Annotated in this window: 10 protein-coding genes; 9 read left to right on the forward strand and 1 reads right to left on the reverse strand. The window is 71.8% G+C overall.

The genetic code is table 11. The features are described 5' to 3' along the window. Nucleotides 1-127 precede the first annotated feature (127 nt). Together ACIQD6_RS21280 and ACIQD6_RS21285 are read left to right on the forward strand one after the other, a co-directional pair. Complete coding sequence (locus ACIQD6_RS21280; protein ID WP_401884629.1) at nucleotides 128-985, forward strand: LysR family transcriptional regulator; 858 nt, start codon at nucleotides 128-130, stop codon at nucleotides 983-985. A gap of 490 nt (nucleotides 986-1,475) precedes the next feature. Further along, nucleotides 1,476-2,846 carry a DUF2079 domain-containing protein gene (locus tag ACIQD6_RS21285; RefSeq protein WP_401884984.1) on the forward strand — a complete coding sequence of 457 codons (1,371 nt, stop codon included), beginning with the start codon at nucleotides 1,476-1,478 and terminating at the stop codon, nucleotides 2,844-2,846. Between the two features lie 22 nt (nucleotides 2,847-2,868). Here the strand turns inward: ACIQD6_RS21285 and ACIQD6_RS21290 are convergent, their stop codons facing one another. After that, nucleotides 2,869-5,901 (reverse strand): FAD-binding and (Fe-S)-binding domain-containing protein, encoded by a 3,033-nt coding sequence (locus ACIQD6_RS21290; protein ID WP_401884631.1) that lies wholly within the window; start codon nucleotides 5,899-5,901, stop codon nucleotides 2,869-2,871. Between the two features lie 247 nt (nucleotides 5,902-6,148). Between ACIQD6_RS21290 and ACIQD6_RS21295 the strand changes: the two genes are divergently transcribed. The 7 genes from ACIQD6_RS21295 to serC all read left to right on the forward strand — a co-directional run bounded on the left by ACIQD6_RS21295 (nucleotide 6,149) and on the right by serC (nucleotide 13,305). After that, the gene (locus tag ACIQD6_RS21295) at nucleotides 6,149-7,774 is read left to right on the forward strand and encodes an ATP-binding protein (RefSeq protein ID WP_401884632.1); all 1,626 of its coding nucleotides are present in this window, start codon (nucleotides 6,149-6,151) and stop codon (nucleotides 7,772-7,774) included. Beyond that, a complete protein-coding gene (locus tag ACIQD6_RS21300) occupies nucleotides 7,771-8,211 on the forward strand; it encodes a roadblock/LC7 domain-containing protein (protein WP_401884633.1) in 441 nt (146 codons plus the stop codon). Before ACIQD6_RS21295 ends, ACIQD6_RS21300 begins: the two co-directional genes overlap by 4 nt. Beyond that, a complete protein-coding gene (locus tag ACIQD6_RS21305; protein WP_401884634.1) occupies nucleotides 8,208-8,564 on the forward strand; it encodes a DUF742 domain-containing protein in 357 nt (118 codons plus the stop codon). Before ACIQD6_RS21300 ends, ACIQD6_RS21305 begins: the two co-directional genes overlap by 4 nt. Continuing rightward, nucleotides 8,545-9,255, forward strand: coding sequence for a GTP-binding protein (locus tag ACIQD6_RS21310; protein ID WP_401884636.1), 711 nt, complete (start codon nucleotides 8,545-8,547; stop codon nucleotides 9,253-9,255). Before ACIQD6_RS21305 ends, ACIQD6_RS21310 begins: the two co-directional genes overlap by 20 nt. A 116-nt stretch (nucleotides 9,256-9,371) precedes the next feature. After that, nucleotides 9,372-10,580 (forward strand): cytochrome P450, encoded by a 1,209-nt coding sequence (locus ACIQD6_RS21315; protein WP_401884986.1) that lies wholly within the window; start codon nucleotides 9,372-9,374, stop codon nucleotides 10,578-10,580. A 119-nt stretch (nucleotides 10,581-10,699) separates the two neighbouring features. Then, the gene (locus tag ACIQD6_RS21320; RefSeq protein ID WP_401884987.1) at nucleotides 10,700-11,920 is read left to right on the forward strand and encodes a cytochrome P450; all 1,221 of its coding nucleotides are present in this window, start codon (nucleotides 10,700-10,702) and stop codon (nucleotides 11,918-11,920) included. A 266-nt stretch (nucleotides 11,921-12,186) separates the two neighbouring features. Next, complete coding sequence (serC, locus tag ACIQD6_RS21325) at nucleotides 12,187-13,305, forward strand: phosphoserine transaminase (RefSeq protein ID WP_401884637.1); 1,119 nt, start codon at nucleotides 12,187-12,189, stop codon at nucleotides 13,303-13,305. The last annotated feature ends 43 nt before the right edge of the window (nucleotides 13,306-13,348 follow it).

Genomic DNA, 13,348 nt, shown 5'->3' on the forward strand with positions numbered 1-13,348 from the left:
TTAGTCCATCTTGCTGAACCAGGAGATGCAACATACTGAACCCCAACCGTCCGCTCTCCCGGCTCACGCTACGACTCCCCTCTTCCTCCGTAAAATGCTAATTGGGCTGCCGTTATGCTCCACAGGCATGACCATCGAGCTGCGCCATCTCCGCTGCTTCCTCGCCATCGCCGAAGAGTCCAGCGTGACCAGGGCGGCGGCCCGGCTGCACCTCACCCAGCCCGCCGTCTCCCGCACTCTCGCCACGCTGGAGAAACATCTCGGCGTACGGCTCGCGGAGCGCTCCACCCACCACCTCGCCCTGACCACCGAGGGCCGCGCCTTCCGGGACAAGGCGGCCGTGGCGGTCGCCGCCTTCGACGAGGCCCTCGACGTGGGGCGGCTGCGCCGCCGGCCGCTGCGGCTCGGGCACGCGTGGTCGGCCTTCGGCCCGTACACCACTCCCCTGCTGCGGCGCTGGCAGCGGGAGCATCCGGAGACCCCGCTCGAACTGCTCAGGATCGACGACCGTACGGCGGGACTCGCCCGTGGCCAGGTCGACGCGGCGCTGCTGCGCGGCCCGGTGGAGACACCGGGCCTGGTCACGGAGCTGCTGTTCACGGAGGCCCGGTTCGCGGCGGTACCGGCCGACGGGCCGCTGGCCGCCCGTACGTCGCTGACGCTGGCGGACCTGGCGTCCGAACGGGTGATCGTGAACACGGTCTCGGGCACGACGACCCCGGCCCTGTGGCCACCGGAGGGCGGCCCGGCGTCGACGCTCACGGTCGCCAACACGGACGAGTGGCTGACGGCGATCGCCGCAGCGCGGGGCATCGGCGTCACCGGCAGCTCGACGGTGGCCGTGCACCCCCACCCCGGCGTCGTCTACCGCCTCCTGCCGGATGCCCCGGCGCTCGAAGTCTTCCTGGCCTGGCGCGAGGGTACGGCTCACCCGGCGATCCCCCATCTGGCCGCGCTGGCACACGAGTTGGTGTCAGGAGCCTGAGCGACCGCCCGCGCGGCCGGATCCGGCACACAGCCCCGCCGGGATCCGGCCCGTACGACCGTCGAGGAGTCCGAGGACTTCAAGGAATTCGGGAGTTCTACGCTCGCTGTGTGCAACAGATGGTGGAACAGGCCTATCGCCGTGGTGCCGGACGACACCCCGTCCGGCGCCACGGCACCCCCACCGTGCGGCCCACCGAACGCCCTGACCGAAGGACGACCTTCTCGTGCGCGGAGTCAGCCTCGCCCTGTCCGAATCCGTTCCGCAGCCGGGGCGCGAACCGGCCACGCCCCCAGAACCCCCGAAGCCCCAAGAGTCCGAGGGGACAGAGAAGACAGGAGAGACAGAGGAGACAGAGGAGAACGGGGAGATAGAGGAGAACGGGGAGAACGAGCAGGACGAGCAGGACGAGCAGGACGGGGAGAACGAGCAGAACGGGATACGGACCGGAAGAAGCGGATGGCCACGATGGCCACGGCCACGGGCCGCGATATGCGCTCGCCGCCTCGACCCGTACGTCCTGGCAGTGCTCCTGTTCGGCGCCTACGCCACCCTCTCCGTGGCTCGCTTCCAGAACCTGGCGACGATGTCCTGGGACCTGGGCATCTTCGAACAGGCGATACGCGCCTACGCCCACCTGCGGGCGCCCGTGGCCGATCTCAAGGGGCCCGGGACGAACATCCTCGGCGACCACTTCAGTCCCGTGACCGCGCTGCTCGCTCCCGTCTACCGGGTCTTCCCCTCCCCCATCACCCTGCTGGTCGCCCAGGCCGCGCTGTTCGCGCTCTCCGCCGTCCCCGTCACGCGGGTCGCCGCGCGCTTCCTCGGCCGGACCGGCGGTCTCGCGGTGGGCGTCGCGTACGGCCTGTCCTGGGGGATCCAGCGGGCCGTCAACTTCGACTTCCACGAGATCGCCTTCGCCGTCCCGCTGATCGCCTTCGCCCTGGAGGCCCTGCTGACGCGCCGCTGGCGGGCCGCCCTGCTCTGGGCCGTCCCGCTCATATTCGTGAAGGAGGACCTGGGACTGACCGCCGCCGCGATCGCTGTGGTCGTGGCGCTACGGGCCCGGCGCGCCGCGCCGCGTACCGCCGTGGTGGCCCTCGTGGTCGCGGCCCTCATGGCGGTCGCCGCGCTGCTCACCTTCACCGTCGTCATACCGGCCTTCAACACCGGCGATACGTACGACTACTGGGACAAGGTCAACAACGAGTACGGCCCTCTCGACGGGGCCGGAGACAAGATCCGTACCCTCCTCTGGCTGCTGCTGCCGACCACCGGGCTGCTCGCCCTGCGCTCCCCGCTGCTGCTGGTCGCGCTGCCCACCCTCGGCTGGCGTTTTCTGTCCGGTGAACCTCACTACTGGGGCACGGACTGGCACTACAGCGCCGTACTGATGCCCGTCGTGACGTTGGCGCTGGTGGACACCCTGGAGCGGGCCCGCCGCAGCCCTCGCCCCTGGCTGCGCGCGTACGCCCACCGCCTCCCGGCGGCCGTCGCGTCCGCCGCTCTCGCCCTGACCACGTCCCTGCCGCTGTCCGTCCTGACCGAGCCCGCCGCGTACCGGACGAACCCCCGGACGACCGCCGTGGAGGAGATGCTGCGGCGCATACCCGACGGTGCGACGGTCGAGGCCGGCATAGTGCCGGGCAGCCGTCTCACCTCACGCTGCCGGGTGTTCTGGCTGGGCGACACCGAGGGCAGGAACCCGGACTACATCGCGCTGCGCAGCACCAACGACCGCGACCCCGTCGTCTACGCGCGGCAGCTGCACCCACGGGCCACCTACTCCCTCACGGCCGAGACCGGCGGCTACGCGCTGCTGACACGCGTCTCGCCGCCGCCGCCGGGCGTAGGCGGCTGAACCGGCCTCCCCACGTCCCCTGTCACTCCCGCCTGTGCTCCGGCCCTTCCTCCAAGATCTGCGCCTCCTCCAGTCCCTCTTCCTCCAGTCCCTCTTCCGCCAGTCCCTCGGCCAGAACCTCCGCCAGGTGCCGGGACCGGTGGCCGCCCAGCTGCTCCAGTTGGGTACGGCAGGAGAAGCCGTCCGCCAGGATCTCCGTGCCTTGCCCGGACCTGTCCCCAGGCCGCGCCCCCGCCTTCTCCGCCGCCCGCACCGACGGCAGCAGCTGGTCCTCCGCACACGCCACGGAGACCTCGTAGTGGCCGCGCTCGAAGCCGAAGTTGCCCGCCAGCCCGCAGCAGCCCCCGCTCAATTCGCCGGTCAGGCCCGCCCGTTCGCGCAGCCTGCGGTCCGCCTCGTCGCCCAGCACGGCGTGCTGGTGGCAGTGCGTCTGGCCCACGACCCGGCGGTCCAGCCTGGGCGGCCGCCAGTTGGGGGCGCACTCCTCCAGGGCCTGCGCGAACGTCCGTACCGACGCGGCCAGCCGCGCCGCGCGCGGATCGTCGCCCAGCAGTTCCGGCAGGTCGGTGGTGAGCGCGGCGGCGCAGCTCGGTTCCAGGACGACCACCGGCAGGCCCGCGTCCAGCAGCGGTTCCATCAGGTCCAGCGTCCGGCGCATGACCGTACGGGCCCGGTCGAGCTGGCCCGTCGAGACATACGTCAGCCCGCAGCACACCCGGCCGCCCTGCGGCGGCGGCACGATGCCGACACCGGCCGCCTCCATCACCCGTACCGCCGCCCGGCCGACCGACGGCGAGAGGTGTTCCGTGAAGGTGTCGGGCCACAGGACCGCCGTACGGCCGGTCGCGAAGACCTCCGTCCGGTCCTTCATATGGCGCCGCAGCCACCGCCCGAACGTCTCCGGCGCCAGGGTCGGGATCGTACGTTCCGGAGCGATGCCGCCGAGCCGCTTGGCGAGGTCCGCCAGCGGGCGTACCCGCGCCGCCGCGTTCAGTACGCGCGCGAAGGGCGCCGCCAGGCGCAGCCACTGCGGCAGCCGGCCCATCGCGTAGTGCGCGGCGGGCCGGAGCCGGCCCGCGTAGTGGTGGTGCAGGAACTCCGCCTTGTACGTGGCCATGTCCACGCCCACCGGGCAGTCGCTGCGGCAGCCCTTGCAGGACAGGCACAGGTCCAGGGCGTCCCGTACCTCCGTGGAGCGCCAGCCGTCCGTCACCACCTCTCCGGCGAGCATTTCGTGCAGCAGCCGGGCGCGTCCGCGGGTGGAGTGCTGTTCGTCGCCCGTCGCACGGAACGACGGGCACATGACACCCGGACCCGAACTCGGCTCCGCGCCGGGCCCGCCGACCCGGCATTTGGCGACGCCCACACACCGGCGTACGGCCGCCGAGAAGTCCCCGCCGCCCGGCCCGTCGTGCGGATAGCCGAAGGCGACCTCGACGCGTTCGCGCGGCAGTACGGCGAAGCGCAGATTCTCGTCGAGCCGGGCCGGGCGGGCCAGGACACCGGGGTTCATGCCGCCCGCCGGGTCCCACACGTCCTTGAACCGGCCGAAGAGCCCGACCAGTTCGTCCCCGTACATCTTCGGCAGCAGTTCCGCGCGCGCCAGCCCGTCGCCGTGTTCGCCGGAGAGCGAGCCGCCGTGCGCGACGACCAGCGACGCCACCTCCTCCGAGAAACGCCGGAAGCGCCGTACGCCGTCCTCGCTCAACAGGTCGAAGTCGATACGGACATGGATGCAGCCGTCCCCGAAGTGCCCGTACGGCGTGCCGCGCAGGCCGTGGTCCGCCAGCAGGGCCCGGAAGTCGCGCAGATACGCGCCGAGCCGGGCGGGCGGCACCGCGCAGTCCTCCCAGCCGGGCCACGCCTCGGAGCCGTCGGGCATCCGGGTCGCGGTGCCGGCCGCGTCCTCCCGTACCCGCCACAGCGCCCGCTGCCCGGCCGGGTCGTCCACCACCGCCCCGTCCAGGGCGTCGGCCGCGCGCAGGATCGCCGAGGCGGCGGCCCGCGCCCCGGCGGGCGTCTCGCCGCCGGTCTCCACGAAGAGCCAGGCGCCGCCACGCGGCAGGTCGTGACCGCCGCGTACGAGGTCCTCGGCCATGCCCTCGACCGTCAGCGGGCCGTACGGCAGCAGCCCGGCCGCGGCTTCGGCGGCGGCGCTCTCGTCCGCGTAACCAAGGATGGCGAGGGCGCGCGCCGGGGGCGCCTCCACGAGCCGTACGGTCGCCTCCGTGACGACGCCGAGCGTGCCCTCGCTGCCGCAGAAGGCGCGGGCCAGATCGACACCGGCCTCGGGGAGCAGCGCGCCCAGCGCGTATCCGGAGATCAGACGCGGCAGCCCGGCGGGGAAACCGGTGCGCAGGAGCGCGAGATTCCGGTCGGTCAGGTCACGCAGCCCCGCGCGCAACGGGTCGGGCAGGCCGTCCCAGCCCCGGCCGAGGCGCGCGGCTTCGCCGCCGTACGTCGTGACGGACAGCGCGTGGACGTTGTCGGCGGTCGTCCCCCAGGCCACCGAATGCGAGCCGCACGAGTTGTTGCCGATCATCCCGCCGAGCGTGCAGCGGCTGTGCGTGGACGGATCGGGACCGAAGGTCAGCCCGTGGGGGCGTACGGCGGTGCGCAGATCGTCCAGTACGACGCCGGGCTGGACCACCGCCGTACGGGCCGCCGGGTCGACGGACACGATCGAGCGCAGATGGCGGGTGAGGTCGAGTACGACGCCCACACCCGTGGCCTGCCCGGCGATGGAGGTCCCGGCGCCGCGTGGCAGTACCGGCACGCCGTGTTCCCGGCACACCGCGAGCGTCGCCGCCACGTCCGCCGCGTCGTGTGGTGCGACGACGCCGACCGGTACTCGCCGGTAGTTGGACGCGTCCATGGTCATCAGTGCCCGCGCGGCGGCGCCGAAGTCCACTTCGCCGCGCACGGCTGCTCGCAGCTCCCGGGCGAGTGCCGTCGCCGCCGACGCGGACGTCGAAGCGGAAGGTGATGTCTGTGCCGAAGCCGACGCCGAAGCTGTCGCCGGAACCGCCGCTGCCGTTTCTCGATGCTCAGCCATGGCCCCAGGATGCCTCTGCCACACCCTTACAGCCTGTTCTTACCGCTTTGTCACGACTGGAACAGCGAAGAAAAGGAGCGCGAGGGCCCCAATTTGATCGCCAATTCTCATATAGTGGCCACCGTTTGAGCATTATTCAACAGTGCCCGTGAGTGAACAGTGTTCATGATTGAGCAGTGCCCGTGTCTTCCCTGATAGTGCCCGTGTCTTCCCTGAACTTGTCTCTCCCGTCTACGAGGTAGCCGACTTGCGCCCCTCACTCCGGTCGACCGCACCGGCCCTACTGATATCGGCCGCTACCGGCGGCCTGCTGTGCTGGTGGGCTGTGTCCGTCGCACCCGCCTCGGTACAGACTCCGCTGGCCTGGGGCGCGGGAGCCGCCGCCGTGGCGCTGACCGCGGCCGTCACCGCCGCCGCTCACGCCCGCTGGACCGGAAGACAGCTCCGCGTACAGAACGCCGCCCTCTCGCTGCGGGCCGACCAGCTCACCGCGGATGTCCGGCGGGCCGCGGAAGACGTACGGCGTACGGCCGAGGACGCGCGGCGCGCCACCGAGGAGGCCGCCCGCAGCGAGGCCAACCGTGCCGCCGCCGTCTCCATCGGCGCCAATGCCGCCGGACGGATGCAGGCACTCTCGACGAGCATGCTGGCCGACCTCCGCGAGATGGAGAACCGGCACGGCGACGAGGCCGTGCTCGGCGACCTGCTCCACCTCGACCACCGCACCGCCCAGGCGGGCCGGCTCGCCGACTCCGTCGCCGTACTGACCGGTGCGCGCTCCGGCCGGCGCTGGGCGAAGCCGATCGTGATGGAGTCCATCCTGCGCGGCGCGATGGGCCGGATCAGCGGCTACCAGCGCGTACGGCTCCACTCGACCAGTGAGGTCGCGGTCGCGGGCCACGCGGCCGAGGGCGTCATGCACGCCCTCGCCGAACTCCTCGACAACGCCGCCAACTTCTCGCCGCCGACCGCCGAAGTCCATGTGTACGTGGAGGAGGTCCCGGCCGGAATCGTCATCACGGTCGAGGACAGCGGACTGGTGATGAGCAACGTCCAGTTGCGCCGCGCCGAACGGGCCGTCGCCACCACACAGGACGAGTCGACCGGACAGACCGGACAGTCGGACCTCAGTGGCCTGTCCGGCACCCGGCTCGGCCTCGCGGTGGTCGGCCGGCTGGCCCGCAAGCACGGACTGACGGTCTCCTTCCGGCCGTCCGCCCGGGGCGGCACGGGCGCGCTGATGATGCTGCCGCAGGAGCTGATCACGCACCTGCACGGGGACACCCCGGGGCAGGCGCTCGTCCTGGCGACGGCGCCGGAACTCTCCCTCTCCGCCACCCCGGCGACGCCCCCGGCACGGACGTCGGCTCCGATTCTGGCGGCGAGCCCGGCGCCCGCTCCCTCCTCGGCTGCGGCACCCGCCCTGGCTGCGGCACCCGCCCCGGCCGCGGCTTCGACACCTGCCTCCGCCGAATCCGCGGGCGACGCGCCCCCCGGCCCGTCGGTGGACTCGGAGTCCGAGTCCACCTCCGAGATCCCCGAGCTGGGCGAGAGCGGCCTTCCCAAGCGCCGCCGCGGCCGTACCCTCGCCGCCTCCCTGCGCCGTACCGGCGAGAGCAAGTCCCGCCCACGGTCCACCCGGACCGCGGCGGGAACCGCCGATGCGTCGTCCGACAGCTCCACCACGCCCGACGGCGCCACCGCGCCCGACACTGCCACTACGGCCGCCGCGACCCCCGCCGCGCGGGCAGCCAGGTTCAGCAGCTTCCGCAAGGCCGTACAAACCGCCCCACCGCACTCGCCAGCCCCCTCGCCACCTCACTCGCCATCGCACTCGGCCAACCCCACGCATCCGGAAGGCGATCCCCGATGACCGGCACCACCACCGACGAGAAGCTCAACTGGCTCCTGGAGAGCCTGCTTCAGCGCACTCCGGGCACGCGCCACGCGCTCGTCCTGTCCCGGGACGGCCTCAAGCTCTGCCGTACGCCCGAGCTCTCCGTCGACCAGGCCGACCAGCTCGCCGCCATCGCGGCCGGCATCCAGAGCCTGTCGCACGGCGCGTCCGTCGAGTTCGGCAACGGCGAGGGCGGCGTACGGTCCGCCATGACCGAGTTCTACGGCGGCCTCCTGCTGATCGTGGAGGCCGGGGACGGCGCCCATCTCGCCGTCGTCGCCGCCGAGGACTCCGACGTCGGTCTGGTCGGCCACAACATGAGCGAACTCGTCGAGCAGCTCGGAGAGCACCTGAGCGCGCCGCCGCGTACACCGTCCGGACAACAAGAAGGCCAAGGCAGCGTGCGGGTATGAGCCGGCCCGGCCGGGACGACTCCCCCGACCGGCTGTACACCCTCACCGGAGGGCGCAGCCGGTCCGACACGGGCACATTCGACCTGGTGACGCTGGTGGTCGCGGAGTGCGATCCGACGCCCGGCATGCAGTCGGAGCACGCGGCGATCCTGCGTCTGTGCCAACGCCCGACGGCCGTCGTGGAGGTCGCCGCCGAGCTGGGGCTGCCCGGCAGCATCGTCCGGATCATGCTGGCCGACCTGCTCGACACCGGCCGGATCAGCGCCCGTCACCCCCGAACGGCCAGGGCGGCCGACCGACTTCCCGACCCCACCATTCTGGAGCAGGTGCTCGTTGGACTCCGTAACCTCTGAACGGCCCACCGGCCCGTCCACGGCCGGGCCGTCCCTGGCCAGTACCGCCGACAACGGCCTGAAGATCGTCATCGTCGGCGGCTTCGGTGTCGGCAAGACCACCATGGTCCGTTCCGTCAGTGAGATCCGTCCCCTCAACACCGAGGAGACGATGACCCGCGCGGGCGAGGGCATCGACGTACTCGCCGATCTCGAAGGGCTCCAGCGGAAGACCACGACCACCGTCGCGTTCGACTTCGGCCGGATCTCCCTCGACGCGCGCTCGGTGCTCTACCTGTTCGGCGCCCCGGGCCAGGAACGCTTCTGGTACCTCTGGGACCGGCTCTTCTCCGGGACCCTCGGCGCGGTCGTCCTCGCCGACACCCGGCGCCTCTCCGACTCCTGGTACGCCATCGACCGCCTGGAGCACCACGGCACGCCCTTCATCGTGGCGTGCAACGACTTCGGCGGTCCGGTCCACACCGAGGAGCAGATCCGCGAGGCGCTCGACCTGTCGCCCGACGTGCCGCTGGTGGAATGCGACGCGCGGGACCGGTCGTCCAGCAAGTACGTACTGATCACGCTGGTCGAGTACCTCCACGACCTGGCCTCGAAGCGAGCGGCGGACCTGGCCGTGGACCCGGCCCTGAACCCGGCTGTGGATTCCGCCCTGGAACCGACCGCGGCCCCGACCCCGGAGACCACACCGTGACCACGCCGACCGACCTCGACGGCCCGGAGCCCGAGACCCCGGAACCCGACCCCTCCGAGGCCGGGGCATCCGATCCCGGACCGCCTCCCGGCTGCCCCGCCCACGGGGGTTCCGGGATCCCCCTGAGCGGTACCCGCTTCCAGACCGAACCCACCAGCCTCTACCGGGAGATGAGGCGCGACCACGGAGCCGTCGCCCCCATCGTCCTCGACGGCGACATCCCGGCCTGGCTGGTCCTCGGCTACCGCGAGGTGCACCAACTCACCAGCGACCCGGTGCTCTTCACCCGCGACTCCGAGGTCTGGAACCAGTGGGACCGCATACCCGAGGACTGGCCGCTGCGGCCGATGATCGGCCGTAATCAGCCGTCGATCCTCTACACGGTCGGCGAACGGCACCGCGAACGCGCCGAGATGATCAGCGACGCGCTCGAAGAGGTCGACCCGTTCCTGCTCCGGCAGCACGCGGAGCGGTTCGCCGACGAGCTGATCGACGGCTTCTGCACCGAGGGCCGTACGGACATCATCGGCCGGTACGCGATGCTCCTCCCGGTCCGTATCCTCGCGAAGATCTTCGGCTTCCGCGACGAACAGGGCCCCGGCCTGGTCACCGCCCTCAACGACATGGTCGACGGCCGCGAGAGGGCGCTGGCCGGCCAACGCCATCTCGGCGAGTCGATGACGGGGCTGCTCGCCGAGAAGCGCGCCGTCCCCGGCACCGACGTCACGTCCCTGATGCTGGACAACACCGTCGGCTTCACGGACGAGGAGGTCGCCGAGGATCTGGTGGTGATGATCACCTCGGCCCATCAGCCCACCGCCGACTGGATCGGCAACTCGCTGCGGCTGATGCTCACGGACGACCGGTTCGCCGCGTCGCTCTCCGGCGGCCGGCACAGCGTCGCCGAGGCCATGAACGAGGTCCTCTGGGAAGACACCCCCGTCCAGAACGCCATCGGCCGCTGGGCCACCCGCGACACCAGTCTCGGCGGCTGCCTCATCAGGGCCGGCGACCTGGTGCTCCTGGGGATCGCCGGCGCCAACTACGACCCTCAGATCCGTACGGACAGCTCCGCGCTCACCGGCGGCAACAACGCCTTCTTCTCCTTCGGGCACGGTGAGCACCGCTGCCCGTTCCCCGCGCAGGAGATCGCCGAGGTCATCGCCCGTACGGCCATCGAGGTACTGCTCGACCGGCTCCCCGACATCGATCTCGCGGTCTCCCCGGACGACGGTCTCTCCTGGCGGCCGTCGCCCTGGCTGCGCGGTCTCGCGGAGCTGCCGGTGCGCTTCACCGCCACTCCCGTCGTCGGAGGTACGACATGACCTGCCCCCACGCGAACCACGCGGCCGAGGCCGCCGCGCGCGCGGGCGGCCCGTTACCCCCGGGCCCGTCAGTCCCCGACCCGCCGGTCCCCGACCCGTCAGTCCCTGCCCCCATCGTCCTGGACCCCATCGTCCTGGACCCGTTCGTCACCGACCTGGACGCCGAGAGAGCCGCGCTGCGCGCGGCGGGTCCGCTCGCCCGGGTCGAACTGCCGGGCGGGGTGGCCTGTTACGCGGTCACCCACTACGCCGAGGCCCGTCAACTCCTCACGGACCCCCGGCTGGTGAAGGACATCGATGCCTGGGACGCGTGGCAGCGCGGCGAGATCCCGTCGGACTGGCCACTGATCGGGCTGGCCAACCCCGGCCGGTCCATGCTGACGGTGGACGGCGCGGAGCACCGGCGGCTGCGCACCCCGGTCGCGCAGGAGCTGACGGCACGCCGGGTGGAGCGGCTGCGGGCAGGCATCGAACGGCTGACGGACGGCCTGCTTGACCGCCTCGCCGCGCACGACGCCCACGCCCCGGCCGAACCCGTCGATCTGAAGGCGGAGTTCGCTTACCCGCTGCCCATGAGCGTCGTCAGCGAACTGATGGGGCTGGACGCGGCCGACCACCCCCGGTTGAAGGCGCTCTTCCGGAAGTTCTTCTCCACCCTGACCCCGCCGGAGGAGGTCCCGCCGGTGATGGCGGACCTCGGCGCGCTCTTCGCCCGGATCGTCGAGTCCAAGCGGGCCGACCCGGGCGACGACCTGACCAGCGCGCTGATCGAGGCGTCGGAGAACGGTGACCTGCTGACCGGCGAGGAGATCGTCAACACCCTCCAGCTGATGGTCGCGGCCGGTCACGAGACGACGATCAGCCTGATCGTCAACGCCGTGGTGGCCCTCAGCACCCACCCCGAACAGCGCGCACTCGTCCTCGCGGGCGAGATCCCGTGGGAGAACGTGATCGAGGAGACGATGCGCTGGTCGTCACCGTCCTCACACGTCCTGTTCCGGTTCGCGACGGAGGACATGGAGGTCGGTGACGCCGTCCTCCCCAAGGGTGAAGCGCTGATCGTGTCCTTCGGCGCGATCGGCCGCGACGAGGTGCAGTACGGTCCGACGGCCGGCGCTTTCGACGCGACCCGCACCCCCAACCGCCATATCTCCTTCGGCCACGGCCCGCACGCCTGTCCGGGCGCGGCGCTGTCCCGGCTGGAGGCCGGAGTGGCGCTCCCGGCCCTGTACGCGCGCTTCCCCGAACTGGACCTGGCGGTCCCGGTGACGGAGCTGCGCAACATGCCCGTGGTCACCCAGAACGACCTGTTCGACCTGCCCGTACGGCTACGGGCCTGACCGGACCGACGGCGCGCCGCCGGCCCTGAGCACCGTCCACGGGCCGGCGCCGTGCCGTCTCCCCCTGGGGCACGTCTCCCCCGAGGGGGACGGGTGCCGCGCGCGCTGGGGAGCGACCGCCGCCTCCCCGCGCCGTCAACGTCTCACCTGGCGGTCTCCTCCTGTCTCACTCGGCGTCCTTCTCCCGTCTCATTCCGCCTCCCGCGATGTCTCACCCGACGGACACGGTTATCGGCCGTGCGGCGGAAGGGGCTACGCTCCGGCCCGTGGCCGATATCGAGATTCCCGCTGACATCAAGCCCGCCGACGGCCGTTTCGGCGCAGGCCCCTCCAAGGTCCGGACGGAGGCCGTGGACGCCCTGGCCGCGACCGGTACGTCCCTCCTCGGCACGTCCCACCGCCAGGCCCCGGTCAAGAACCTGGTCGGCGCGGTGCGCGACGGTGTACGGAGCCTCTTCGAGCTCCCCGAGGGCTACGAGGTGATCCTGGGCAACGGCGGCTCCACCGCCTTCTGGGACGTAGCGACGCACGGACTGATCGAGAACAAGTCTCAGCACCTCACCTTCGGTGAGTTCTCCTCCAAGTTCGCCAAGGCGGCGAAGCTCGCGCCGTGGCTGGCCGACCCGACCGTCATCTCCACCGACCCCGGCTCGCACCCGGAGCCGGAGGCCGAGGCGGGGGTCGACACCTACGCCCTCACCCACAACGAGACCTCCACGGGTGTCGCGGCCCCCGTCAAGCGCGTCGCTGGCGCCGACGAGGGCTCGCTCGTCCTGGTCGACGCGACCTCCGGCGCGGGCGGTCTGCCGGTCGACATCGCCGAGACGGACGTCTACTACTTCGCCCCGCAGAAGTCCTTCGCCTCCGACGGCGGCCTGTGGATCGGCGTCTTCTCGCCCGCCGCGCTGGAGCGCGCCGCGCGCGTCCACGCGTCCGGCCGCCATGTCCCGGAGTTCTTCTCGCTCCCGACGGCGATCGACAACTCGCTGAAGAACCAGACGTACAACACCCCCGCGCTCGCGACGCTGTTCCTGCTCAACGAGCAGCTGAACTGGCTCAACTCCCAGGGCGGCCTGGACTGGTCGGTCCGCCGTACGGCCACCTCGGCCCGCAACCTGTACGGCTGGGCCGAGGCTTCCAAGTACGCCTCCCCGTTCGTGGTCGACCCGGCGAAGCGCTCGCAGGTCATCGGCACGATCGACTTCGCCGACGAGGTCGACGCGGCGGCCGTCTCCAAGGCCCTGCGTGCCAACGGCATCGTCGACACGGAGCCCTACCGCAAGCTGGGCCGCAACCAGCTGCGCGTGGCGATGTTCCCGGCCATCGACCCGGCGGACGTCACAGCCCTGACGGCCTGCATCGACTACGTGATCGAGCGTCTCTGACCTCACCTCTGCCGCCGCACGACGGCCCCGCACGCAGATCCGG

The sequence above is a fragment of the Streptomyces sp. NPDC088400 genome (genome assembly GCF_044753355.1).
Classification (GTDB): Bacteria; Actinomycetota; Actinomycetes; order Streptomycetales; family Streptomycetaceae; genus Streptomyces.

Excerpts from the sequence above, each read along its gene's own strand:
- ACIQD6_RS21280 (WP_401884629.1), top strand. The coding sequence starts at position 128 with ATGACCATCGAGCTGCGCCATCTCCGCTGCTTCCTCGCCATCGCCGAA.
- ACIQD6_RS21290 (WP_401884631.1), bottom strand. The coding sequence starts at position 5,901 with ATGGCTGAGCATCGAGAAACGGCAGCGGCGGTTCCGGCGACAGCTTCG.
- ACIQD6_RS21300 (WP_401884633.1), top strand. The coding sequence starts at position 7,771 with ATGACCGGCACCACCACCGACGAGAAGCTCAACTGGCTCCTGGAGAGC.
- ACIQD6_RS21305 (WP_401884634.1), top strand. The coding sequence starts at position 8,208 with ATGAGCCGGCCCGGCCGGGACGACTCCCCCGACCGGCTGTACACCCTC.